Source organism: Pacificibacter sp. AS14 (genome assembly GCF_038899935.1).
Lineage (GTDB): Bacteria > Pseudomonadota > Alphaproteobacteria > Rhodobacterales > Rhodobacteraceae > Celeribacter.
The window spans coordinates 250,639-274,091 of record NZ_JBBMQI010000002.1 but is presented as its reverse complement, the minus strand read 5'-3'; the positions used below and the strand labels follow the sequence as shown (position 1 = coordinate 274,091).

Here is a 23,453-nt window from a genome sequence, read left to right as displayed (position 1 = left end):
TGTCTTATGCACCGCCGCCGAAACCTGTGATGAAGGTATCAAACGTATGCATCATCGACTGATATCCACCGCCTGCGATGTAAACATTTGCGGAATTCAGGTAGATAACGTTCCCATTTTGCCATGCTGTGGTGCCCGCAACCAATGCGTTGTCCAATGTCACGGATGCGGCGTCGCCGTCTTGACCGATGGCCGCTGCGCGATCGATCACGATCAACCAGTCAGGATTTGCTTTCGCGATGAACTCAAACGAAATCGCTTCACCGTGGGTTTGCTCATCAACACCCTCGACGGCTTCAGGCAAATCGAGAACGTCGTGAATCCAGCCGAAACGAGACCCCGCGCCATAGGCGGAAACCTTTGGGCCGTTGGTCATCACGATCAGGCCGTTCCCTTTATTCGCGGCGGCGGCTTTGGCTGCGGCTGCTTTGGTACGAAACTCATTGGCAAGATGCATGGCCGTGTCTTCGGTGCCGGTCAATGTGCCAAAGGCGGCCAGACGGGATAGGGATTGCTCCATGAGAGTTGAGTTTTCGTCCGCCCAAATCGTCATATCAATCGTGGGTGCGATCTTGGAGAGAGGCTCAACTTGGCGCGAAGATCTGCCGCCAGCAATGATCAAATCAACTCCTAGGTTTGCGAGGCCTTCAAAGTCTGGTTCAAACAAAGATCCCACAGAAACGGCATTGTCAGCAACATGATCGAGGTAGTCGACATAATGGGGCGTTGAGATCCCTGCGATGTCAACACCCAGCGCATCTAGCGTGTCCACAGCAGCCATATCTAGAACCGCAATAGATGCAGGCGACGTCGCGACAGATACATCGCCAGCGTAAGTTGCGATGGGGGTGTCGGAAAAAGCGGGTGATGACAATGATACTGCGGCGACAAGTGCAGTTAATTTGAATGCAATAGACATAAGGGGCCCTCTGAGGATTTGCGTATGAGGGCTGGCGAGAGGCTTGCATCATTTTGATCGGATATATTTCGTCATAAGCGAGTCGTAAAGCATAATCTGACTTAAATAGTAAGGATATATTTTCATCTCTCCTTCTCAATCTTGACAGTTTACATAGGATACCCTAGCTCGTACTCACCTCGTCTGAGGCACAGCCCGCCAGATTTCTCGGCCAGCCAAATTTTGCTCTGACATGTGTCGGGGATATCACAGCGCAGCAATAGATACGCTGCAGCAGGCAAAGGGGCTCGAGCATGGCATGTCATTCTAATTTTTTATCGTGTGGTGGCGCTCCCCAGCGTTCATCTCTCGGGGCCTGTGATCCGGATCGGCCACTTGCCGCCCCGATAGACCTCGCAATGTTGACTTATCTGTCTGTTGGAGGCCAGCCATGTTAGCCGCACTTCACGCCTTCTGGGACCAATCATGGTCTGGCGCAGTTGGCTTTTTGGCCAATGGCGGTCCCTCGATTTGGGCCATTGCAGGGTTATCTGTGATCACTGTGAGCTTGATACTCTGGAAGACGTATCGGCTGATCGTCCTTGGTGCGTGGTCCGGTGGGGGCCGCGTCAATCGTGCTGTCGCTCTTTGGTCGCAAGGTCAAGAGATCCAAGCCGCACAAACGCTGGCAAGCCGCAAGACAATCCGCGCAGTCCTGATCCGAGCCGCGATGGAAGCTCGCCTAGATGACAGTCTTGATCACGCCGCAGCACAAGCTGAAACTGGGCGAGTGGCCCGCGAGCAGCTGGCGCGCGCAAAATCGGGTCTTCGCCCACTTGAATTGATCGCGACCATCGCGCCACTGTTGGGACTACTTGGAACGGTTCTTGGTATGATAGCTGCATTTCAGGCCTTACAGGAGGCGGGATCTCGCGCTGATCCGGCGGATCTTGCAGGCGGAATATGGGAAGCTTTATTGACCACTGCAGCTGGCATGGCGGTCGCCATTCCGGCCTCAATGGCATTGACTTGGTTTGAAAGTATTATTGACCGCCTTCGCCTTCAGATGGAGAGCGCTGCGACGATTATATTTTTGCGCCCAACGTCACCGAAGCAGTCACACCAAGCCGCAACCAAGACCGAGTAAGGGGCTAAGTGCATGGATTTTTCGCAACCCCGAAAAGCACGCAAACCGAGCCTGACGCCCATGATCGATGTTGTGTTTTTGTTGCTGGTGTTTTTCATGCTCGCCTCAAGGTTTGGAGCGGACATGCATATCCCAATGCAGATTTCAGGCGCTGGCACGGGATACTCTGGTCCGCCTCGTTTGGTCGATGTTCGGCCAGAAACGCTGTCGGTCAACGGCATCTCTGTGTCCGAGGACGGGATGATAACAGCGCTCAAGGGGCTCATTGATACGGCTGATGACATTGTCATCATCCGGCCGCGCGAAGCAGCTTCATTGCAGCGGGTTGTGACCGTCATGGGCTTATTGGGAGACGCGGGATTTTCTCGCGTTGTTTTGGTCAAGTGATGCAGTTTATTGACCCCGAGCGGCGCACACCCCCTGAATCAATAGTGCCAATGATCAATGTTGTCTTCTTGCTGTTGATCTTTTTTCTGATGACAGCGCAAATCGCGCCACCTGAACCTTTTCCGGTGGCGCCACCTTCTGCGGTTTCGGACAGCCAGGCCGATGGAGACCTCATCTTATATGTCAACGCAGATGGGTTGATTGCATTTCAGGACATCGAAGGCGAAGACACCGCACTACTTACACTTCAGCACGCATTAGATCGCCACTGTAAAGTCGAAAGCTGTGCCAGCGCGACGCCGCCCGTGTTGCTCCGTGCAGATGGGGACGTGTCAGCTGAGACAATTGCGGCGCTGTTGCCCAAGCTCGGCAGTGCTGGGTTTACAGCTGTTCAGCTCATCACGGCCTTGGACTAAGGGGCCTACCTTCAGGCGGCCTTGTTCTTTGCCTTTTGGTGTTCATCTTCTTTGAGGCCAATTTTCCAATATCCGGAAATATACATGTCCGATTTTGGCAACCTGCGGCGATTGACCAACTCTTCTCGAAGGGTCTTGATCATAGCACTTTCACCGGCAATGCAAGTCTGCACGGATCCTAGAAAGTCGGGAAGAGCTTTTATTTTTTCGACACTCTGCACCGACGGTTGATGTGGTGATGGCTGGATGATCCAGTCGATCGTCACGCCAACAGGTGCATCGATTACTTGTTGATCTTCAGGCGAGGTGATTTCAATAAATGCCAGTCCTTTAGCGTCTCGCGGCATGGCTTCAAGCGTGGCGGCGACCACGGCAAGCGCCGACATATCCGCCGCCAAAACATATGCGTCGGCAAAGAAGCTCTGGAGTTTGACTGTGCCAGCCCTAAGTGGCCCTAGTGCGCTTGTGGGATATGCTGCGCCTGCAGGGGTGCTCCGCAAAAGAGGTTGCGGGCCTTCGGCATTATATGGTGTTGGGGTGATTGCGTTCATGCTGCACCGCCTTTCATGTTTAAATAATCATTCCAATCTTGTCCTTGCGGGGCTGGGAGTAGAGATACAGCCCAGCCCAATGCGCTTGCTCTTTGTGCCAATGCCTGCGCAGCCCTAAGCCCAGCGCCTTTGTCGTCACTGTCGGATGCAATAATCATGTCGTGCGGTTGTGCTGGCAGGGATAGCGCCTGCATTCCTGACGTGGAAAGTGCCGCCCAGAGCGTAGCTCCCTGCAACAACGCCAATGCTATCAAAGGAGCGGCATCAAACTGCGACAGGTCCAGTGCGAATGCCGCGATGTAGGCGGCCGGGCACCCCGGAATGCGCGACCTCTTAAGTGACGGCCGATGACCGCAGCTTATAGCTGTCAAACCGCTGCCATAGTTCAGTGAGATCCAGCATATCCCCAGATTCTCGTGCCTGATCGAGGGCCATCGCGCAAATCCCTGCTTCCAGCGCGTCAACAACCGAAACGGGCAGATGGTCCGTTTCTTTTCGCAAATAGGCCGCAAGGTCTCGGCCCATTTTCGCGTCGGCACCGTAGTGGTCTGTCAGGCCATCAGGGCCCTTGGAATAATCCTTATCAAGCAGGCATTTGCCGGATGGGGATGCTGTCACGCGCATGACACCCCGCTGGAAATCACCTTCAGCCGTGCCTTTGGTGCCCGCGACGAGAAAACGGCGGTGCTGATCAGGGATGTTGAGGTTTGTATGGAATGTCATCGAGACGCCATTCTCATAGGAAATCAGGGCCGTTTGGTGATCGATGATATCAGCTTCAGCATTGAATGGGTCGTCGTTACTTTCCCAACGCGACTTTTTTAAATGAAGAATTTCCATATCCGAATTGTTGGCGGGCGCGTTCTCACAGAGGAAAGAACGTCGTCCCCCAAAGCTCGCGACCTTGCGGGGGCGCGAACGGGTAATCATGTTGTAAAGATCCAGATCGTGAACGCATTTTTCCACCATGAAGCCACCGGAATAGTGAACAAAACGGCGCCAATCTCGCATAAAGAATGCTCCATGAGCGGGCTCGATATGCTCGTTGGCTTCGAGAGAAACCACATCGCCGAGTTGTCCAGCCTCAAGTGCTTTGCGCAAATCCACCATTTGAGGTGCATATCGCAACACAAGGCCCACGAGGATCTGATCAGACCCGTATTCCTTGAGCAGCTCAGCAATTTTCCAAGTTTGCTCAAGCGTTGAAACGACAGGCTTCTCCGCAAACACCCGCACACCAGCATCTAGACCCATTCGGATCTGATCGAGGTGGACATGATTAGGTGATCCGACAAAGAACAGATCCGGTTTCGACTCTGCCAACATCGTTTCAATTGAATCGAACTGCGGAATGTCGCGATCACTCTCAAGCTCGCTGTGCAAACACGGTTGCGGATCGAAGTACCCGACATACTCAATCTCGGGCATCGCTTTTTTCATGTATTTGAGCACTTTTATTGATCGCAGACCAACGCCGGAAACAGCTACTTTCATTGTTCTTCTTGTCCTATTAAGAGATTTTGCACAGGGCCTTGCCGCTCTTCGTAAAGAGGTGGGCGTGTGCGACGTCGTATTTCAGCCAAATGCATCCTGTGTCAGGAAGATCCCGTAATCCGTCGAATGATGCGATCACCCGCGTGCCGTCCTTGAGGTTCGCGTGGATCAAGGAATTGCCACCGAGGCGTTCAACCAGCCGGACATCTGCCTCTAGTCCGTTTCCTGGCTCGCAAAGCTCAAAAAATTCCGGTCTCACACCGAGTTCGAGCTTGTCGTTGATGTTGACACCTTCGGGCCGCACCGGAATGATCGATTGTGTTCCGCTCGCAGTCTCAATGGCAATATGTTTCCCGACAGCCGTGACATCGACCGGGATAAAATTCATGCCGGGCTGTCCTATGAAGCCTGCGACAAACTTTGAGTTCGGGTAATGATAGAGGTCCATTGGAGAACCGAACTGCTCCACAACCCCATCACGCAGCACAACGATCCGATCCGCCATGGTCATCGCTTCCACTTGGTCATGTGTCACGTAGATCATTGTGGTCTTGAGGTCCTTGTGCAGCTCCGAAAGCTCCACGCGCATCTGGCCACGCAAAGAAGCGTCTAGATTGGACAAGGGCTCATCTAAGAGGAAGACTTCTGGGTTTCGGACGATTGCACGACCGATAGCAACGCGCTGGCGTTGACCGCCCGACAGCGTGCCGGGTTTATACTGCAGCCGCTTGCCGAGATCGAGGATGCGAGCCGCATTGGCCACGGCCTTCTCGATTTCCTCTTTGGACTTCTTCTGTAGGCGTAATGGGAAAGCGATATTCTCATAAACGCTGAGGTGCGGGTAGAGAGCGTAGGACTGGAAGACCATCGCGATGCCGCGCTCCACCGGCTCAAGACCGGTGACGTCGCGCCCACCAATATGCAGCGTGCCGTCAGAAATATCCTCTAAACCGGCAATCAGCTTCAAGAGTGTACTTTTGCCACAGCCGGATGGGCCCACAAAGACAACGAACTCGCCATCCTCAATTTCCAATGAAATATTCTTGAGAACTTCTGTCGTACCATATGATTTACAGATTGAATTGAGTGTCAGACCGGACATATCAAAGTCCCTCTTTTCGTGTTTCAGCATTGATAGGCGCTGGTATTTCTTGAGTTTTTGAGACGAATTGTTCCGGTTCCAAAAAGCTCTTCATGGCAATGCGTCCGGCAAGCAGGCTCATTGATGCAATGGGCTTGGCAACAATTTCTGGCGATGGCAGGGCAATCTCGAAATGCGCGTCTTTCGATGCGATTCCGAGCTTTTTGACTTCAACCTTGTCGGCAAGCATTTCCAATAGGTCTTCTGGCATACACGAACCGATGTAGACCGTGTCAAAATCCACGACTGCGATACACAACTCGAGTGCGCGTGAAATAGCCGATGAGGCCTGCGTCATCCATTCATTAAGGTTTTGGTGCTTTGCGTTTGTAAGTGCGTCAACACCTTGCCATAAAGACCAGTCGGGCAAATCTAGTGCTGCAAGCAACGCTGTTTCGGTTGGGCGAAACGGCCCGTCTTCAAAGAACTTCCCTAGCTCACCTGCATTGCCTGTTGCCCCGCCCAAGATGCGGCCGTCGCAGATAATACCACCGCCGATGCCACTTCCCAAAAGCAGCCCGATGAAATTTCGGTTGAAAGGCGACCCTATCAGACTGGCTGCGAATGCGCGCCCATCGTTGACCAAAGAGACCGGTAGCCCGATGAACTCCGATAGCTCGCCGTGCAGATTAATCCTTGACCAACCCAGTGGGTCGGAGCGCCCCACAATACGTTTGCCGGGTTCAAGGAAGTACCCTTGAACAAGGACCGCAGCCGCCACGATCCGGCCTGCGGGTGGATTATTCTTGATGAGATCTGCAATTGCATGACGCACCCCATCAAGCTGTTCTTGAGCATTAGGATATGGCTTTGTGATGCTGTTGCGGGCGATCCGTCGTCCAGAAAAATCTGTCAGATCGACAATACTGCATCCTTCTGCCACTGTGATGCCGAGGGTCAAGAGCGCTCCCGACCGTACGGACATCAGCCGCGGTGGCTTTCCTCGTCCTCCCGAAAGCTCCTCCACTTCATTGATGATCCCCAGATCGACCAGCGGATTAATGGCCCGCATCATTGTTTGCGGGGAAAAACCCAAGGTCTCTGCGACGTCGATGCGTCGGACGTTCTGGTTGCGCGACAGCACATCGAGGATTCCGCGCTGGTTTTTCGTCAGATCGAGTGTGGGGCAGTCGAGAATATCGATCAGTTTTAATCCGCTCATCCTTTCACACCCCCGCCGACAAAACCTTGCAGGATGTAGCGCTGCGTTAGCATGTAGATCAAAATCAGGGGTACGGTTGAGATCACCGAACCAGCCATAAGAAGCGTCCAGGAAGCCTCATATTGGTTGACAAAGGACATCAGACCCAATGGCACTGTGAACTTTTCCGGTGAATTCAAAAAAAGCAGCGGCCGCAGCAACTCGTTCCAGTTGTTGATGAAAGCGATCACGAACACGGACACAAGAGCGGGCTGTGCGAGTGGTAAATACACCTTATAGAAAATTTGAAAGGGTGAAGCCCCATCAACATAGGCGGCATCCGCGTAGTCACTTGGCAAACTCGCAAAATACTCCCGCAACATGAACGTTCCGAAGGCACCGACGAGGAAGGACGGAACAATCAACGACGCGAACGTATCAATCCAACCGATCCAACGCATCATCAAGAATTCCGGCATGATCGTCACCTCTGTTGGAACGAAGGCTGTTGCCAGAACAATCGCAAAGAGCACGTTCTTGCCCGGCAATTCGAGGCGGGCAAATGCATAGCCCGCGAGAGATGTGGTGAAGACCTGACCGATCGAGGCCATGAAGGCGACCCATGTGGAATTCAGAAAGAAAGACACAAAGCTCCGCTCCGTCCAGACTGTCGCATAGTTTGCAAATGGCGTGTCAGAAAAGAGCATCGACGGGACAAAGCTGGGGGGGATCTTGAAGACGTCCGACGGCTCTTTGAAACTGGTGATCAACATCCACATAAAGGGCGCCAACGTGACGAGTGAATATACTGCCAGCACCGAGTAAAGAAGAAACAGCGTTCCATTTTTACGACTGTATCTGGCCAAATTAAAGTTATTCATGGACCCATTTCCTCCGGAAATAGAAGCTGACCAGTGTCAAGAAGCCCAGAATGACGCACATGATATAGGACAGTGCCGCCGCATACCCGACCTCGAAATCGACAAAGGCTTTCTGATAGACAAAGAATGCCAGTGTCGTAGATGCTCTGTTTGGACCACCGTTTGTCAAAGCGTATGTGATCTCGAAAGTCTGCGTTGAGCGGACAAGCGCGATGATCAACACGAAGAACAGGCTGCGTGTAAGAAGCGGGACGGTGACTTTGCGGAAGCGTGCAATGGGCCCTGCTCCGTCGACGCGCGCGGCCTGATAAAGGGTCGGATCAATCGTTTGAAGCCCAGCAAGCAGCAAGATCATGTAAAACCCCACGTCTTTCCAGATCGAGACCAGTGCCACCGCGGGAAGCGCCCAGGCTGGGTCGGCGAGCCAAGCAGGCGGATTTTCGACACCGAGCGCAATCAGAAGGTTGTTCAGGACCCCGAACCTTGTCGAGAAGATCCAACGCCAAGCCAGCGCGATCGCAACCGTTGCGGTAATGTAGGGCACGAAGAACGCACCGCGAAAGAACGCTGAGCTGCGTAGGCCATTGTTCAAAACAACCGCGAGTACAAGCGCGAGAGCAAGAGAGCCAGCAACATAAATGACCGAAAAAATAGCCGAGTTTACAAAAACATCGAGCGAAATACTTGAGGTGAAGATATGCGCGTAGTTTTTCCAACCGACGAAGACGGCTTTGTCGAACACTTTCCACTCGTAAAAGGACAAGGCAAAGGACCAAATGATCGGGATAAGTCTGAAAATCAGCGTTCCCACAATCGTTGGCAATAGAAATACGAGCGCCGTGATTACTATTCTTCGACGGTTCTGCATATCGCAACTCCGGTTCAGGGGAATGGTCGGGCGCTTGCGCCCGACCATTCTGTTTACTGGCGTGAAAGAACGTCGTTACCGAATTCGACGAATGCTGTGACCGCGTCATCCAGTGTCTTGCGACCGTTGAAAACCTCGTCAAGTTCGCCGTTCATGCCGCCGGACCCAGAGGCCGCATAGCCGCGCCATGCGCTCCAACCTGGGGAAAAGCCTGCATAGATAGTGGATGCGCCGATATCGAGCAGCACACCCTTGTTTGCTGGGAGCTGATCCGTTTCGAGCCATTCTTCGCTTTCCGCGACAGGAATATAGGCCGGCACCTTACCGCCAAGGAAATCATCCGCTTCGACACCCTCGCCAGCGAGGGCTTGAATGAGCTCCCAGGCCAGTTCGGGATGTTCGGATGTGGCAGAAACGGCCAACATATCCGCCCAAGCGTATGAGGCGACTGTTTCGTCCGTTGCATCTGGACCGCGTGGAACTTCTGCGATGCCCCATTGGAACTGATCGCCGACAATCTCGCGACTATTTGCGATATTCCAGGAACCGTCGACCCACATCGCTGCCATGCCTAGTGGAAAAATATCTTGTTGGCGGATACCTTCCATATCTTGCGGCTTGGGTGCGACACCCTCAACATTTACCAAATCGGTCAGGAACTGCAGCGCATTGATGGCTTCTTCATTCAGCTCCAATGCCGAAAGATCGTCATTGAGATACCGCCCGCCATTGCGGAAAACCCAAGGCTCGATATGCGCGTAGCGGCCATAGAGGGAAAAGCCAAAGATTTCCGGACGCCCATCATCATTTTCATCGATCGTCAGCGCGTGCGCGGCCTTTAAAAAATCATCCCAAGTCCAATCAGCATTAGGAACTTCAATTCCAGCAGCTTCGAACATGTCTATGTTGTAGAAGAGCACAGGAGCGACCCAGTTCTGTGGGAAGGCGACACGTTTGCCGTTCACAACACCAACGCTTGCCGCTCCTTCGTAGTAGTTTGTCCATTCATCGTCGGAGACCAAAGACGACAGGTCGAGTAGATTTTCGGCCTGAGCCCATTCCTGCACGAATCCAGATGACATCATCATGACGTCAGGAAGATCGCCTGAGGCTGCTTGAGCAGTCAATTTGGGCCAGTAGCCGCCATTTGAAGGGATCGCCTGCGCTTTAACGATCACACCGGGGTGCGATTCTTCAAACGCCTCGATTGTCGACTGCTCCACTTCAAGCTGTGAAGGGTCCCAAGACATATACTGCAATACGATGTCCTGAGCCAACAACGGCGATGCCGTAACGCACAACATTAGTGCTGTCGTAAGTTTGAATTTTTGCATGCTTTCTCCATCCACAAAGTTTTATTCCTACATGGAAGTTATTTATTGGCTGCTCATGACGAGTTAATGAAGATCTGATGAAAAGCTCAATTTTCGTCTCGGGGAAATAGTAACTTTTCCGGCAATCAAGAAAGGTCTGGGGCGTCACACAACGTCGGCTTCGTCCGGAGGCTGTGCGAAAACTCGGCGAGCGTGAAATTCCAAAGAATCCCGTCCCTGCAGCAGCTCGTTCATCTGCATACCTGAGAACAAATTTTTGCAATACTCAGCATGTGGGGGAATCGTTCTCGTGGATTTGGCCCGGGAGGCGTTTTTACACAGCCTCTTTGCACACCGGACCTTATGACTGTTCCAAAAACATGACTGTTCCAAAAACGGCCCTTTGCACCAGTGACACAAACGTAGGGCCTTGGCCGAATTTAGACCAAAGTTGCCGCCCACTTGGTCCTCATGGGACGAGCATAGTGCGGACAAATTTGAGTTTCGGTGCCCTTGCGCCAATGTCGGCTAAGCTGATTAGGTAATCATGTTTTGATTCAGCGCTAAGGCACTTGCTGTCTGATTGAGCTGTTCCACATCCCCTGCATGCCTTTTCTGAAGCATTGACATATATCGCTCGATCATATCTTTCATGATCGTTTTACCTTCGGGTTGACGCTCAAGACCAAACACAAAAGATGGGAAATCAAGTTTTTCCTGAATCGCCCAGATATCCTCGTGCTGATCGGAAGGATGCTTGCTGGGTCCCTGACAGCAAGCCAGCCAAGCGGAACCATAGCACCTGCTTTGATCCTGGTTCGCAGGTGTACGATGGCATTTATCCTGATCTCAGCACGGGTGTCGATAGTCGTCCCGTTGAAGATCGTTGCTGCTGTGGCAATGAAGACTTCATCCTCAATAATGCAGCCATTTCAAACAGCACGCGCGCCAATCAATACGTTTTGGCCAATCGTCAGCGGACATGTGTAATGCATCGGTGATATATATGGCAAGGCGTCAGTCTCAACGTTCACCTCTGACATAGCTGGCACCTAAGGCGGCGGGAAGTTTTGCGTTGCGACCTGCAATCAATAGGACAAGCATCACTGCCGCAAAGGGAAGCATTTGTACGATATCCGTCGGTATATCTACTCCAGCAACTTGTAGGGCTGTCGCGGCTGACAGACACGTTCCAAAAAGCACCGCACCAAAGAGCACCCAAAGAGGGCGTCCGCGTGCGAGCATGGCGAGCACAATCCCCATAAACCCGTTGCCGTGCGTCATAAATGGTACGAAAACGCCCGCACCAACAATGGACATAAACGCACCGCCCAAGCCGACCAAAGCGCCACACCCGAGAACGGCATAGCTGCGGATTGCCAACACGTTTTGACCGGCAGAATCCAATGCTGCGGGTTTGTCGCCTGCGGCCTGAAGAGCAAGGCCGAAATGGGTGCGGTGGTAGATGTAAAACAGGATCGGCACCAATGCGATTGCCAAGTAAACTAAGGGTTCACGGTCAAAAAGCGCGGATCCGATGATCGGAATGTCCGCTAAAAATGGAATGCGCCATGTCGTAACATCAGGCAGACGCGGGTAAAGGCGGCTGAATTTTACATGGTGTAACAGGGCCGTGGCCCCTTCGGCTCCCAGTGTCAGCGCGATGCCGATGACGATCTGGTTGAGCCCCATCCGCACACAAAAAATCACCATCATCGACGAAACAAGCATCCCGCCCATAATGCCGCCTAAAATGCCAAGCCCGACACTTTCGGTTGCCCAAGCGACGTAAAATCCAAGATAGGCGCCGCCCAGCATCATGCCTTCGATGCCGACATTTAACACGCCTGCTTTTTCGGAGAGCTGTTCACCTAGGCCCGCAAACAAAAGCGGTACCCCAGCGGCAACGATGCCTGCGATCAGAGCAATAAGAAAGGTATCTGTAAACAGGGTCATGTTACGCACCTGCTTTCTGGCGTTTTGCGCCGTAATATTCAGAGATTGCCAACATCACGAGAAGAATGGCAACGGTGACGAGAGTAAAATAGTTGGGCACGCCAGTGCGCCGTGCTGCACTTTCAGCGCCAATGGATAGGACTGAAAACAGCCCCACAAAACCGATGGATGCAAAGCCATTAAACCGCGCCAAAAACACCAACGGAACGACTGCAAGCGAGTATCCTGGGTTCCAATCGGCACGAACATTTCCGTATTGCCCAAGGATCGCCACACCGCCAGACAAGCCAGCCAAACCACCTGAGATCGCAAAGACAGCAACTGTTAGCAATGGGACTGATAGCCCTGCGTGGATCGCGGCACTGGCATTGCCACCAACCACTCGCAAACGCAGACCAAATGCGGTGCGTGTCATCATATAGTGGACCAAAATGATCGCAACCAAACCAACGATCAAGCCACTTGATATGGTTGTTCCAAATAGGCTTGGCAAACGTGCATCAACCGGCAGGGTGCGGGTTTGAGGCACAGTGGTGCTTGGGTCAAGAAAGGCCAGTTTGACCAAAACAGACGCGAAAGAAATGCCCAAAAAGTTCATCATAAGCGTCGTGATGATCTCGTTCACGCCTTGATACGCCCGCAGGAATGCAGGCACCAAGGCCCAAATTGCGCCGAAGGCAGCAGACACCACCATGCCAATTAATAACCCGCACCACACAGGCATATGTGGTGCCAGCAAAGGTGTGATCGCCGCACAAAATACCGCGCCGATCAAAAATTGCGCGTCTCCGCCAAGGTTCCAAATGCCCGCGCGAAAGGCCACGATGAGTGCGGCTGCAATCAGCAAAAGTGGTCCCATCCGCGTGAGCGTTGCCTGCACGCCTGTGGGCGACATGAGCCCGCGACCGAATACATATCCATAATAAGAAAATGGGTTCACCTTCAATAACATAAGGATCATACCTGACAGGATAAATGCCGCAACAACAGGTCCTAGGCTCATCATAAATACGCGGGAAAGTGCTTTGAATTTTTGTTGTATATCTTTTGTCACTTTGGCTTCAGTCATTGTACCCGTATTCATTTTTCTGCCCCACTCATGAGTGCGCCAATCTTGTGTCGTGCCCCATTTGTATTTTCTACGATACCAACGATACGGCCCTGATCCATCACAGCAATGCGGTGACTTAAGCTTAATAGTTCATCGAGTTCAGTTGAAATTAAAAGGACGGCCGCACCGTTCTGTGCGGTTTCTCGAATACGCGTTTGGGTTGCTGCGATATTTGCGAGATCAAGCCCATACGTCGGTTTTTCAAAGATCACGGCCCGAACATCATCTGACAGCTCGCGCGCCAATAAAACCTTTTGGATATTGCCGCCTGAAAGCTTTGCAATAGGTGTGTCAATCGACGGTGTCCTGATGTCGAAGTCTTTCACTTTGGTCATAGCGTTTTCTTTGATCGCCGCAGTGTTTTCCAACCCTCTTTGCCAATATGGAACCTTGCCTATTTCCTTCAAAAGCAGGTTGATCGACATCGGAAAGGTTCCAACTGTGCCTTCTCCCATGCGGTCATCAGTGACATAGCGCAATCCACACGCTCGGCGTTGGCCAATACTTTTTTGGTCGATAAAGTCACCATCCATGACGATGCGTCCATCAGAGATTTTGGTTTGGCCGGCAAGGGTTTTGGCCAATTGTTTTTGACCGTTTCCGTCGATGCCTGCGATACCAAAGACCTCGCCGGGCCAAACTTTGAATTCGATATTGGACAAAGGCACACGCCCGCTCTCGTCATAGAGTGCAAGTACTTCCAGCCTAGGTTTGACTGTACGATCTATTGTATCGATCTGAGGAGGGGATGTCTTTTCATCGCCAGTATCTTGCGCGTCAAACATCAAACGCACCACTTGTGCGGTGGCGTCTTCTGGCGCGAGACCATGCAATGCATCTGGGGTCAGGCCGCCGACTTTTTTGCCGAGCCTAAGTACAGTAATGCGGTCTCCATATGCCACGGCTTCGTTGAGCTTATGGGTGATAAACACCACTGCCATGCCTTCGGCGGCAAGGCGGCGCATCAATTCACCCAGCCGTGCTGCGTCATTTGGGGTGAGCATTGCTGTGGCTTCATCAAGAATAAGAAGCCGTGCTCCACGCATCAAAGCGCGCGTAATTTCTGCCTGTTGTCGTTCGCCAAGTGACAAATCTTCGGTCACACTCATTGGGTCTAAGGTTACGCCAATACGCTGTGCCGCGGCGTTCATTTCTTTGGCCGTGCCGTCGCGATCGGGCTTGCGCCACCACGTCCGGCCAAGCGTTGCATTTTCAACCAAGGTCAGACTTGGGACGAGCATTGAGTGCTGGAATACGGTGCTAATCCCGATGTCCAGCGCCGTTGCTGGGGATGAGATTGCTTGTTCTATTCCGTCGATCAAGATGTGGCCATCATCTGGCTGCTGTAGGCCAGACAACATAGAAACCAACGTCGATTTACCTGCACCATTTTCACCCAAAAGCACATGCACTTCACCAGCACGGATTTCCATGTCGATGGAGTCATTGGCGATAATTCCGGGGTAGCGCTTGGTGACGCCTTCTAAGGTTATAACCGGCGGAACGTCTGTTGTGGGCTGATTGGGTGTGTGACGGGCTTGAGCGTCTAACATTTTGATCTCCGGGGGCAAAATATAGGCGGACCATTGAAAAATGGTCCGCCTTGTATGTTTGGCTGGTTTAGTCGCCGGACACCAATGCGTGAACTGAATCTGCATCGAACTTTGGTTCAATCACCAACGCGCCAGAAGTGATTTCGTCTTTGATGGTCATCACGTCAGTCCAAACATCGTCTGGGATGTATGGGCTTTTCAGCAGGTCGACTGATCCATCTGCAAGCGTGATGTCATAGTTGCGCGTGCCGAAAGCATCTGCGCGGATGTCATCAATCATGGCTTCATAGACGGGAGCAAGGTTCCACAGGACCGCACTCAAAAGATACCCTTTATCGATGGGCGTTTTATCGCCAATCACGTCAATGAACATGACTTTGCCGCCATCTGCCGCTGGAGTGGTTTCAACGGCTTGCAACATTCCGAAAGACGATCCGTTGCCCTGACCAAAGATGATGTCGGCACCTGTTGCGATCAACGATTCAGTGACGCGTTTGCCGCCTGCTGCGTCAGAATATGCTGCTGGGCCGATCACAGCATAACGGATGATAAGCTCTGGGTTGGTCGCTTTTGCGCCTTCAGCAAAGGCAGCAGATTGGGCGTTCCATGAGGGCGGCTCGCCTGATGTCACAAGACCGACAGTTCCAGACCGAGACATTTTGGCGGCAAGAACGCCAGCAAGGTATGCGCCTTCATGACCTGAGGCCGTGTAATCTGCCACCGCGCCTGCAGTCAGGGCGCTGGGGCTATCCACAACGGCAACCTTGACGCCAGTTTCGGTGCCAATTTCTGGCGCAGCGGTGTTGTAACCACCAGCATGTGCAATGATCAGACCAGGCATTTCTTCCGCCAGTTCACGCAGGGTAGGGCGCACATCGCCATATCCGAGGTTTTCCGCGACGATAATCTCAACACCTTTGGCTTCACCCGCCGCCATTGCGCCATCAATACCCTGTTGGTTCCAGCCAAAATCAGTTCCTGTTTCAGGGGTCAGGATAGCCATGCTGGTAATTTCTTCGGCCAGAGCAGCGCTGCCAAGGCTTGTGACAAGCGCAAGAACTGAAATCAGCCCAGCAGCGCTTTTTGTGGTCTTGTAAGTCATGTTTAACTCCATCTGTTGACAAATCGTTTTTTTAGTTTTCGTTTCTGTCGTCATCGCTCCGCATGATGCGCAGTGAATTTTTTACCCCCGAGAGGCTCTCCCCATGTCCAAATCCGCTTTGATGTTTTCTGCCGCGCTTGTTCTCTCAACCGCGGCTGCACCGCTTTTGGCCCAAGGCCATGGGCTAACCCCTGAGCGCGGGACAGAAGGATTGTCGCCAATCGTGTTTGATATTGAAAACACTGGTGAAATATCGCTCAGCTGTGGTATGAACTTGGCGCATTGGTATTCTTTAGAACTTGGACAAATTGCCCATGGCGTGACGCTAAGAGCCACGTTTTGGTCTGACCCTGATACGGGTGCTGTGGTGTTTTTGAACCCATTAGGAGACCAGATGCCAGTCGAGCGAATTTGGTGCGGTGTGGCTGGTCGCAGTTGGGACACTCGATTCGAAATGCCCTTTAAGCGCCGCGCGGGCGAGGTTGAGGTCGATATTGTATTGGCGTGCGAAGAGGGGCCAAAAGGCGCATCTTTGGACAATATCACTGACGTTGTCTGTACGCCGCGATGAAATCTTTTGGCTCTAACACGACTCATTTGCCTCGCACGGCATGGTTGTGCGAGGCAAATGAGTGACTGTAACAGGGCGTTCAGTGGCATGGATTTCAAAGGCCTCTTTCTTCGCACAATGGGCATAATATTTGAGTGGTCACGGTCCGTTTCGATGTGAGCTGCAAGTATGAAACTTGCGTCAACCGACCATTTATATTTCGAACCATATCGCTCAACTTTAGCACGTCAATGCAACTCAACCGTTTAATGGTTGCAATGTGTCGCAAAATATAGAGTTTGGGGGTGTTGCTCAAAAAAGCACCTAAATCATGTTATTTTATTGCTTGTTTGGTGTATTTTTCAGCGAAAATTTATAACGAGGGGTGTGGCGTTCGCCTAGAATTAGGGCGCTTAAATTGTCTTTTAAAAGTTTTAAGAAGCAACCAATACTTTTTGGTTGCATTGACTTGGTTGCGAATTCTAACGTGATGTCATTGCAAGATGTTCGATCTGAATAGGTCGGTCAAATTGATCAAAGGAAACTTTGGTGTGCCTTAGCGGCCAGCCATAGGGACGTTCAGGAGACGTATAGACAGTGCAACAGACATCTAAAGACGCGGCAAAGCCCGCACATCGCTTAAAAACCGGCGCTGAATTCAAGGCCTCACTTGATGACGGACGCCAAATTTGGATCGGTGGTAAAAAGCTCGATAAAGTCGCAGATGAACCTGCATTGGCTGCTGGTATTGATCTGATTGCGGGCATGTTTGACGACCAGTTCAAACCAGAGTTTTCTGAGGCAACAACCTATATCGAGCCGAAAACGGGTGAGGTCGCCAGCCGTGCATGGCAGATCCCGACCACGCCAGAGCAGTTGGCTGATCGCCGCAAAATGATCGAATATACCAGCTTGAAAACTGCGGGTACATTTGGTCGCCCGCCGGATTTGTCGCCTGCAATCGTTGCGGGGCTTATGGCTTATCAGGATGTTTTCAAAGAGAAAAAATCCATGATCGACGGCTGCAATCCAGATTTTGCACAGAATATCGAAGCCTACATGGATTTTGGGCGCAACAACAACCTTACGGCCTCTGAAAGCCTTGCGGGCCCCCAAACGGATCGCTCGAATCCCAAGGCGGCAGAGATGGCGTTTTTACGCGTCAAAAAAGCAACGAATGACGGTATTTATGTGTCTGGCGCTAAGACCGTCGGGTCGATTGCCGCGCAAGCGAATGACATCTTTTTCACTAACCTTGGAGGTTTGACAACGACACCACCAGAGGCGTGCGTTTGGGGTGCTGTGCCGATCAACTCTGACGGCATTCGTATGATTTCTCGCGAAATGGTATCACAACCCAACTCAGATAAATTTGACCATCCGGTTTCATCTATGGGTGAAGAGGCAGATCAGTTTATCGTATTTGACAACGTCTTTGTGCCCAAAGACAAGATTTTTAACCTTGGCGATCCAGATGGGATGTCTTGGTATGGTCGGGTCACGGGGTATGCGCATTGGCACGTGTTGACGCGGATGGCGGTGAAAGCTGAGCTGTTTGTCGGCGCAGGTCACATGGTTTTGGATGTGCTTGGCACAGGAAAAATCCCTGCAGTGCAACAGATGTTGGGCGAGCTTATTCAGTACGCACAAACTTTGCGGGCGTTTGTTATCGCAGCAGAGGCCAAGGCCGCGCTGTTGCCCTCTGGCGTGATGATGCCTGATGCAGCGATGCTTACCGCTGGCCGGCTTTATTCAATCCAAGAATACCCACGCATCATTCACATTTTGCAGGAAATGTGTGGCCAAGGCCTTGTGATGCGCTTTGGGAAAAGCGCGTTTGAAAATCCAGACATTGGCCATTATCTGCACGACCTTTTGCCCGGCCACGGCGTGTCCGCGATGCAAAAAGAGCTGTTGATGAATTTCATCTGGGACATGACCTCAGGTGCATTGGCGGGGCGCGTTGCATTGTTTGAAAACGTAAATTCCACACCTGCACCACGCTTGCGCGATCGCTTGTTTAATGAAGTGAATCGCGAAGCGTTTGTTGATCAAGTTAAAACCATTTCTGGCATGGATTGGTAATCAACACACCGTTTGGGCGCGCTATCCCTTTTCTGGCGCGCCCATTTTTATTGAAGAAAAAATGATGGAAATACCAATATGATAGAGCATCCAGTCTTGGCCGGTTTTTATGCAGCGTATAATGCACATGATGCAAAAGCTGCAGTCGCGCTTTATACACTTGATGGTCGTCATGATGAAATTTCTATGGGCAAAAGTCGCAGTGGCCATGTTGATTTGCGCGAGGGACTTGATGGGTTTTTCAAAATGCTGCCTGACGTCTGTTGGACCCCTTCAAAAGTGGTGCGGTCAGCCGATTGGTTGGCCGTGAGTTATCATATGACAGGCACATTCACCGCAGGGGCAAAAGATGGATCGGCGCCGGTTGCCCATAAAATTGCTTTGGACGGGCTGCATCTTTTTAAGCTGCAAGGTGACGCGATTGAAATCACACAAGACTATTGGGACAAAGATGTCTTTCTGTCTCAAATAAGCTCAGATAGGGCATAAAATGCTGACCGAATACGAGACTTTCGATGCAACTGCGGTCGCCGAATTGGTCCGATCAGGGGATGTCAGCGCGACAGAAGTGTTTGAAGCTGCACTGGCTCGGATCGCGATCCTTGAGCCACATCTCAATACAATCGTTCATCCGCATTACGATTTGGCCAAAGCTGACATCGATGCTGGCCTACCTGATGGCCCTTTCACGGGTGTTCCGTTTCTTATTAAAAACACGGGCATTGCCGTCAAAGGTATGAAAATGTCGACGGGATCTCGGTTGTTTCAGGATCATACGGATCAAAGCGATTGTACTTTGGCTGCGCGGTATCGTGCGGCAGGGATTGTCATCCTCGGTAAATCGAACACGCCAGAATTCGCGCTCAGCTTTGCCACAGAGCCGCGCAGTCACAAACCAACGAGAAACCCTTGGAATTTGGAACATAGTCCTGGCGGTTCATCAGGTGGATCTGCGGCTGCTGTTGCGGCTGGATTGGTCCCGTTTGCAAACAGTTCTGATGGAGCGGGATCGACCCGTCTTCCCGCAGCGCACACAGGGTTGTTTGGGTTTAAACCCAGCCGAATGCGCAACCCGATTGGGCCCTTTGCGGTCGAGGGTATCGCAGGCATGTCTACGCCACATGCCTTGACCAAATCGGTGCGTGACAGCGCCGCTTTGCTGGATGTCTCTAGTGGTGGGGATCAAGGGGATCCGTATGCGCAACCGTTCAAATCGGAGAGTTTTCTTGCCTCGGTCGCGCGCGATCCAAAACCCTTACGGATTGGGCTGACACTTGCTTCGCCATTGGGCACGCCCGTTGATCCGCAAATTCGAACACGCTGCGAAGAGGCTGCAAAGCTCATGGAAAGCCTTGGGCATCATGTCGAGATTGTCGAGGACGCGGGGTATGATGCAGGCGGGCTTAAAACCGCATGGCAAGTCATTCCCGGTGTCAATGTTGCAGCGGCCGTTTTGGCGCGTGGCAAGGCGTTGGGTATTGAGGATCCGGTGTCGGAATTGGAGCCCGTCAATGCGGAATGGGTGCGCAAAGCTTTAACGCTTTCTGGCATGGACTACCTTGCAGCGATCAATCAACTGCACGCGACTGCGCGCAGTTTGGGGCAGTTTTTCGACAGGTTTGATGTATTGATGTCGCCTGCTACAGCCGAGCTCCCGCCGAAAATTGGTGAAATGTCCAGTGAAACACCGGGCTTGGATGCTTTTTATGACCAGTTTTGGGCGCATAGTCCTTTCACTTGCGCGTTTAATGCATCTGGATTTCCAGCGATGAGCTTGCCTTTTGGCTTATCGACAAGTGGTTTGCCCATCGGTGTCCAATTCGGTGCGAATTTGGGCGAGGAAAATATGTTGTTGTCGCTCGCAGGGCAGTTTGAACGCGCAGCCCCTTGGGTACATATGCGCCCTGATTTGTCGGAGTATATGACATGAACGAGATCTTAAAGCTGGACGCGGTGGCGTTGATTTCGGAGGTTCAATCAAAACGCATCTCACATAGGGATGTTTGTGAGGCATATATCGAAAGAATTGCCCAAAAAGAAACGGATGTTGGTGCGTTTATCCACTTTGATCCTGACCAAGTGCGAAGCGTTGCAGATGGTTTGGACAAGCAGCAAGCCACTGGCCCGTTGGCGGGCTTGCCTGTTGGGGTGAAAGACGTGATCGACACCGTGGATATGCCCACGGGCTATGGCACCGATGCTTACAGTGGCAGTCGCCCTGTGTGGGACGCGCCCTGCGTGACACAATCCAAATCTGCGGGTGCGTTGATTATGGGCAAGACCGTTTCAACAGAATTTGCGATGGCCAGTCCAGGTGAAACGCGCAACCCGTGGAGCCCAGCGCACACGCCTGGCGGATCATCGTCAGGCTCATGTGCCGCCGTTGCATCAGGCATGGCGCTGATGGGGTTTGGTACCCAGACAGCAGGGTCCATTATCCGCCCTGCGTCCTATTGTGGTGTTGTCGGGTACAAGCCGTCCTTTGGACTGTTGGAGCCTGCCGAGATCAAAGTTTTATCGCATTCACTGGATACACTTGGGATTGTCACGCGGTCGGTTCGTGATGCGGCTTTGATTGTGTCCGTTTTGTCAGGGCGTTCGGGGCTTGCTTTGTCGCGAACACCTTGCTCAGCGCCTCGCGTTGGGCTGTTCCGCACACCGCCATTTGACATGTCTGAGCCTGCGACCGAGGCGGCGCTTGATCATGCTATCGCGCGGATTGAGGCCGCTGGCGGCACGGTGGTCGAAATTGACGTGCCCGAAGATTTTGTGACCACCCATGATCTTCATGCTGCGGTTATGGGCTGGGAAGTCACGCGCGCACTCAGCCATGAACGCACGGTATTATGGGATCAATTGACACAAGTGACCCGCGATTTTCTGACTGAGAAAGCCAAGGTGACTGCTTTAGACTATGATGCCGCACTGGCCGCTTTGCCGTTGATTAAAACATCTCTTGCGGGTGCAATGACGGATGTTGATGTGTTGCTTGCACCATCTGCGGCAGGTGCTGCGCCAAAAGGATTGGCATCAACGGGTGCCCCTACATTCAACAGCCCTTGGACGCTTTTACATATGCCTGCGTTGAGTGTACCGGCCATTCTGGATGTTGGTTTGTTGCCCGTTGGCGTACAAGTGATTGGCCGCGTCGGTGATGATGCGCGCACATTAGAGATCAGCGCATGGATCGAAGCTTGCCTTGATGCGCCAAAAGCAAAAGATTTTTTATGACTTTGCACAAAAAAATGAAATCGATGATGCAAAACAATACGCATCGCGGCCTACAATGGGCTGCAATTCTTACCTGCGCGATTGCTCTTGCGTCAATTTTGGGGTTGATCCATTTTCCGGCAGCTCCGCTTTTGGGGGCTATGATATCTGGTATTGCTTTTGGGGCAGGGGGCAGCAGCTTGCGGGTGCCGCGTCCTGCCTATCTGTTGGCCCAAGGGGCGGCTGGCGTGTTCATTGCCACCTCTATGTCGCCTGATATTTTTGTCGATATGGTTGGGGACTGGCAGTTATTATTGGCGGTAACCTGCGGGACGCTTGCGTTGGCGTTTTCAATTGGCTGGGCCATGAACCGGTTCACGGGAATGGCCGAAGACGTGGCAATTTATGGCAGCTTGCCGGGCATGTCTGGGGCTATGGTGATCATTGCCAGTGAACGTGGCGCAGATGCGCGAATTGTTGCGCTGATGCAATATGTTCGATTGGCCTCTGTTATCATATCGGTTGCGCTCTTTGCCTCGATGTTGCCCGACAGCCCTATTGCGTCGCTTCCCGAACGGAATATTTCGCCTGCCTCACTCATCATTGCGCCTGCCTTTGCGGCGCTTTCTTTGTTTGCTGCGCGGCTTAAGTTTTTACCTGCGGCAGGCATGCTGGTACCGATGATACTATGCGCTGTGCTTGAGGCCACTGGGACTATGCATTTGCAAATGCCTCATGTGTTGATCCTTGCAACGTTTGGGGTGATCGGACTTGAAGTTGGGCTTAAATTTAACCGAGATGTATTGGGCCACGTGGTCCGGTTGCTTCCAGCGGTGTTGGTGTCGGCATTCATGCTCATCATTTTAAGTGCTGGCTTGGGGTTGATACTTATGGCGTTGACCGATCTAGATATGAAAACGGCGCTTCTAGCCGCAGCCCCTGGCAGTATCGAAACTGTGGCGCTTGTGGCCATAGCCTCTAAGGCGAATGTCGCTGTCGTGATGGCATTTCAAACGGTTCGCATGTTTGCGGTCGTGCTATTTGGTCCTCTTATCGTCGATCATTTGAGGCGTCTGCCGATTTGGCGTGATACGGCCAAAACCACCCCCGTTGGGAGAGAAACATGACAATGCTTTTTCCCGAAGCCGACGTGACCGAAGGTTTGAAAACCGCAATGCGCTTTTTCGCGTCTGGTGTGACTGTGATTACGGCTGGGCAAGGTGATGCAAGACGAGGTCTGACAGCAACGGCATTTTCATCGGTTTCTATGGATCCTCCGACCGTTCTTGTTTGCGTGAACCGCACTGGCGAAGCCCATGAAACCATCGAAGCTGCGGGCCATTTTTGCGTGAACATTCTGTGCGAAGATGCGCGCGATCTTGCTGAAAGTTTTGCTGGGATGACTGACAAAACGGGTGCGGCACAATTCGACGGATTTGAGTGGGTCAATACAGATATTGGTGCCCCTGCTTATGCGTTTGCGCAAGCGTCAGTCGGGTGCCGATTAGAGCAAGCTGTTGTCGCGGGATCCCATTCCATTTTCATCGGAGAAGTCACTGAGGTGGCCGTGAACCCCGATCGCAAGCCGCTTTTATATTTCAACCGTGGCTTTAACCGCCTCGGCGCCCTTAGTTAAGTCAGGAGACATT

At 52.2% G+C, this 23,453-nt stretch carries 23 protein-coding genes; 10 read left to right on the top strand and 13 right to left on the bottom strand.

The window, feature by feature from the left end:
• Positions 1–4 precede the first annotated feature (4 nt).
• Complete coding sequence (locus tag WNY38_RS04160) at positions 5–919, bottom strand: siderophore ABC transporter substrate-binding protein (RefSeq protein ID WP_342856066.1); 915 nt, start codon at positions 917–919, stop codon at positions 5–7.
• 430 nt (positions 920–1,349) lie between these two features.
• Between WNY38_RS04160 and WNY38_RS04155 the strand changes: the two genes are divergently transcribed.
• The 3 genes from WNY38_RS04155 to WNY38_RS04145 are packed head-to-tail and all read left to right on the top strand — an operon-like array spanning position 1,350 to position 2,848.
• Positions 1,350–2,045 carry a MotA/TolQ/ExbB proton channel family protein gene (locus WNY38_RS04155; protein WP_342856065.1) on the top strand — a complete coding sequence of 232 codons (696 nt, stop codon included), beginning with the start codon at positions 1,350–1,352 and terminating at the stop codon, positions 2,043–2,045.
• Between the two features lie 12 nt (positions 2,046–2,057).
• Positions 2,058–2,432 (top strand): biopolymer transporter ExbD, encoded by a 375-nt coding sequence (locus WNY38_RS04150; protein WP_342856064.1) that lies wholly within the window; start codon positions 2,058–2,060, stop codon positions 2,430–2,432.
• Positions 2,432–2,848: a biopolymer transporter ExbD gene (locus WNY38_RS04145; protein WP_342856063.1), complete on the top strand. Its 417-nt coding sequence runs from the start codon at positions 2,432–2,434 to the stop codon at positions 2,846–2,848. The genes WNY38_RS04150 and WNY38_RS04145 overlap by 1 nt, the downstream gene beginning before the upstream one ends.
• Positions 2,849–2,859: 11 nt before the next feature.
• Here the strand turns inward: WNY38_RS04145 and WNY38_RS04140 are convergent, their stop codons facing one another.
• The 12 genes from WNY38_RS04140 to WNY38_RS04085 all read right to left on the bottom strand — a co-directional run bounded on the left by WNY38_RS04140 (position 2,860) and on the right by WNY38_RS04085 (position 15,959).
• A complete protein-coding gene (locus tag WNY38_RS04140) occupies positions 2,860–3,399 on the bottom strand; it encodes a siderophore-interacting protein (protein ID WP_342856062.1) in 540 nt (179 codons plus the stop codon).
• Positions 3,396–3,635 carry a toprim domain-containing protein gene (locus tag WNY38_RS04135; RefSeq protein WP_342856089.1) on the bottom strand — a complete coding sequence of 80 codons (240 nt, stop codon included), beginning with the start codon at positions 3,633–3,635 and terminating at the stop codon, positions 3,396–3,398. Before WNY38_RS04135 ends, WNY38_RS04140 begins: the two co-directional genes overlap by 4 nt.
• A 97-nt stretch (positions 3,636–3,732) precedes the next feature.
• Positions 3,733–4,893 carry a Gfo/Idh/MocA family oxidoreductase gene (locus WNY38_RS04130; RefSeq protein WP_342856061.1) on the bottom strand — a complete coding sequence of 387 codons (1,161 nt, stop codon included), beginning with the start codon at positions 4,891–4,893 and terminating at the stop codon, positions 3,733–3,735.
• A 16-nt stretch (positions 4,894–4,909) separates the two neighbouring features.
• A complete protein-coding gene (gene ugpC / locus WNY38_RS04125) occupies positions 4,910–5,995 on the bottom strand; it encodes a sn-glycerol-3-phosphate ABC transporter ATP-binding protein UgpC (protein ID WP_342856060.1) in 1,086 nt (361 codons plus the stop codon).
• A gap of 1 nt (position 5,996) precedes the next feature.
• A complete protein-coding gene (locus WNY38_RS04120) occupies positions 5,997–7,196 on the bottom strand; it encodes an ROK family protein (RefSeq protein ID WP_342856059.1) in 1,200 nt (399 codons plus the stop codon).
• A complete protein-coding gene (locus tag WNY38_RS04115; RefSeq protein ID WP_342856058.1) occupies positions 7,193–8,056 on the bottom strand; it encodes a carbohydrate ABC transporter permease in 864 nt (287 codons plus the stop codon). Before WNY38_RS04115 ends, WNY38_RS04120 begins: the two co-directional genes overlap by 4 nt.
• Positions 8,049–8,924 (bottom strand): sugar ABC transporter permease, encoded by an 876-nt coding sequence (locus WNY38_RS04110; RefSeq protein ID WP_342856057.1) that lies wholly within the window; start codon positions 8,922–8,924, stop codon positions 8,049–8,051. The genes WNY38_RS04115 and WNY38_RS04110 overlap by 8 nt, the downstream gene beginning before the upstream one ends.
• A gap of 53 nt (positions 8,925–8,977) precedes the next feature.
• Positions 8,978–10,258, bottom strand: coding sequence for a sugar ABC transporter substrate-binding protein (locus WNY38_RS04105; RefSeq protein WP_342856056.1), 1,281 nt, complete (start codon positions 10,256–10,258; stop codon positions 8,978–8,980).
• Between the two features lie 1,002 nt (positions 10,259–11,260).
• Positions 11,261–12,193, bottom strand: coding sequence for an ABC transporter permease (locus WNY38_RS04100; protein ID WP_342856055.1), 933 nt, complete (start codon positions 12,191–12,193; stop codon positions 11,261–11,263).
• Between the two features lies 1 nt (position 12,194).
• Positions 12,195–13,277: an ABC transporter permease gene (locus tag WNY38_RS04095; protein WP_342856054.1), complete on the bottom strand. Its 1,083-nt coding sequence runs from the start codon at positions 13,275–13,277 to the stop codon at positions 12,195–12,197.
• Positions 13,274–14,857 carry an ABC transporter ATP-binding protein gene (locus tag WNY38_RS04090; RefSeq protein WP_342856053.1) on the bottom strand — a complete coding sequence of 528 codons (1,584 nt, stop codon included), beginning with the start codon at positions 14,855–14,857 and terminating at the stop codon, positions 13,274–13,276. The genes WNY38_RS04095 and WNY38_RS04090 overlap by 4 nt, the downstream gene beginning before the upstream one ends.
• Before the next feature lie 67 nt (positions 14,858–14,924).
• Positions 14,925–15,959, bottom strand: coding sequence for a BMP family protein (locus tag WNY38_RS04085; protein WP_342856052.1), 1,035 nt, complete (start codon positions 15,957–15,959; stop codon positions 14,925–14,927).
• 103 nt (positions 15,960–16,062) lie between these two features.
• Here WNY38_RS04085 and WNY38_RS04080 point away from each other — a divergent pair, with 103 nt between their 5' ends.
• The 7 genes from WNY38_RS04080 to WNY38_RS04050 all read left to right on the top strand — a co-directional run bounded on the left by WNY38_RS04080 (position 16,063) and on the right by WNY38_RS04050 (position 23,440).
• Positions 16,063–16,530: a hypothetical protein gene (locus WNY38_RS04080; RefSeq protein WP_342856051.1), complete on the top strand. Its 468-nt coding sequence runs from the start codon at positions 16,063–16,065 to the stop codon at positions 16,528–16,530.
• A gap of 576 nt (positions 16,531–17,106) precedes the next feature.
• Positions 17,107–18,594 carry a 4-hydroxyphenylacetate 3-hydroxylase N-terminal domain-containing protein gene (locus WNY38_RS04075; protein ID WP_342856050.1) on the top strand — a complete coding sequence of 496 codons (1,488 nt, stop codon included), beginning with the start codon at positions 17,107–17,109 and terminating at the stop codon, positions 18,592–18,594.
• A 78-nt stretch (positions 18,595–18,672) separates the two neighbouring features.
• On the top strand, positions 18,673–19,083 hold the full coding sequence (locus WNY38_RS04070; RefSeq protein ID WP_342856049.1) for a nuclear transport factor 2 family protein: 411 nt from the start codon (positions 18,673–18,675) through the stop codon (positions 19,081–19,083).
• A 1-nt stretch (position 19,084) separates the two neighbouring features.
• Complete coding sequence (locus WNY38_RS04065) at positions 19,085–20,524, top strand: amidase (RefSeq protein WP_342856048.1); 1,440 nt, start codon at positions 19,085–19,087, stop codon at positions 20,522–20,524.
• Positions 20,521–21,825, top strand: a complete 1,305-nt coding sequence (locus WNY38_RS04060; protein ID WP_342856047.1) for an amidase — start codon at positions 20,521–20,523, stop codon at positions 21,823–21,825. Before WNY38_RS04065 ends, WNY38_RS04060 begins: the two co-directional genes overlap by 4 nt.
• Positions 21,822–22,931 (top strand): AbrB family transcriptional regulator, encoded by a 1,110-nt coding sequence (locus WNY38_RS04055; RefSeq protein ID WP_342856046.1) that lies wholly within the window; start codon positions 21,822–21,824, stop codon positions 22,929–22,931. Before WNY38_RS04060 ends, WNY38_RS04055 begins: the two co-directional genes overlap by 4 nt.
• Positions 22,928–23,440 (top strand): flavin reductase family protein, encoded by a 513-nt coding sequence (locus WNY38_RS04050; protein WP_342856045.1) that lies wholly within the window; start codon positions 22,928–22,930, stop codon positions 23,438–23,440. Before WNY38_RS04055 ends, WNY38_RS04050 begins: the two co-directional genes overlap by 4 nt.
• The last annotated feature ends 13 nt before the right edge of the window (positions 23,441–23,453 follow it).

Excerpts from the sequence above, each read along its gene's own strand:
- WNY38_RS04085 (WP_342856052.1), bottom strand. The coding sequence starts at position 15,959 with ATGACTTACAAGACCACAAAAAGCGCTGCTGGGCTGATTTCAGTTCTT.
- WNY38_RS04105 (WP_342856056.1), bottom strand. The coding sequence starts at position 10,258 with ATGCAAAAATTCAAACTTACGACAGCACTAATGTTGTGCGTTACGGCA.
- WNY38_RS04055 (WP_342856046.1), top strand. The coding sequence starts at position 21,822 with ATGACTTTGCACAAAAAAATGAAATCGATGATGCAAAACAATACGCAT.
- WNY38_RS04080 (WP_342856051.1), top strand. The coding sequence starts at position 16,063 with ATGTCCAAATCCGCTTTGATGTTTTCTGCCGCGCTTGTTCTCTCAACC.
- WNY38_RS04090 (WP_342856053.1), bottom strand. The coding sequence starts at position 14,857 with ATGTTAGACGCTCAAGCCCGTCACACACCCAATCAGCCCACAACAGAC.
- WNY38_RS04070 (WP_342856049.1), top strand. The coding sequence starts at position 18,673 with ATGATAGAGCATCCAGTCTTGGCCGGTTTTTATGCAGCGTATAATGCA.
- WNY38_RS04160 (WP_342856066.1), bottom strand. The coding sequence starts at position 919 with ATGTCTATTGCATTCAAATTAACTGCACTTGTCGCCGCAGTATCATTG.
- WNY38_RS04050 (WP_342856045.1), top strand. The coding sequence starts at position 22,928 with ATGACAATGCTTTTTCCCGAAGCCGACGTGACCGAAGGTTTGAAAACC.
- WNY38_RS04065 (WP_342856048.1), top strand. The coding sequence starts at position 19,085 with ATGCTGACCGAATACGAGACTTTCGATGCAACTGCGGTCGCCGAATTG.
- WNY38_RS04110 (WP_342856057.1), bottom strand. The coding sequence starts at position 8,924 with ATGCAGAACCGTCGAAGAATAGTAATCACGGCGCTCGTATTTCTATTG.
- WNY38_RS04120 (WP_342856059.1), bottom strand. The coding sequence starts at position 7,196 with ATGAGCGGATTAAAACTGATCGATATTCTCGACTGCCCCACACTCGAT.
- WNY38_RS04115 (WP_342856058.1), bottom strand. The coding sequence starts at position 8,056 with ATGAATAACTTTAATTTGGCCAGATACAGTCGTAAAAATGGAACGCTG.
- WNY38_RS04155 (WP_342856065.1), top strand. The coding sequence starts at position 1,350 with ATGTTAGCCGCACTTCACGCCTTCTGGGACCAATCATGGTCTGGCGCA.
- WNY38_RS04095 (WP_342856054.1), bottom strand. The coding sequence starts at position 13,277 with ATGAATACGGGTACAATGACTGAAGCCAAAGTGACAAAAGATATACAA.
- WNY38_RS04140 (WP_342856062.1), bottom strand. The coding sequence starts at position 3,399 with ATGAACGCAATCACCCCAACACCATATAATGCCGAAGGCCCGCAACCT.
- ugpC (WP_342856060.1), bottom strand. The coding sequence starts at position 5,995 with ATGTCCGGTCTGACACTCAATTCAATCTGTAAATCATATGGTACGACA.
- WNY38_RS04100 (WP_342856055.1), bottom strand. The coding sequence starts at position 12,193 with ATGACCCTGTTTACAGATACCTTTCTTATTGCTCTGATCGCAGGCATC.
- WNY38_RS04060 (WP_342856047.1), top strand. The coding sequence starts at position 20,521 with ATGAACGAGATCTTAAAGCTGGACGCGGTGGCGTTGATTTCGGAGGTT.
- WNY38_RS04145 (WP_342856063.1), top strand. The coding sequence starts at position 2,432 with ATGCAGTTTATTGACCCCGAGCGGCGCACACCCCCTGAATCAATAGTG.
- WNY38_RS04130 (WP_342856061.1), bottom strand. The coding sequence starts at position 4,893 with ATGAAAGTAGCTGTTTCCGGCGTTGGTCTGCGATCAATAAAAGTGCTC.
- WNY38_RS04150 (WP_342856064.1), top strand. The coding sequence starts at position 2,058 with ATGGATTTTTCGCAACCCCGAAAAGCACGCAAACCGAGCCTGACGCCC.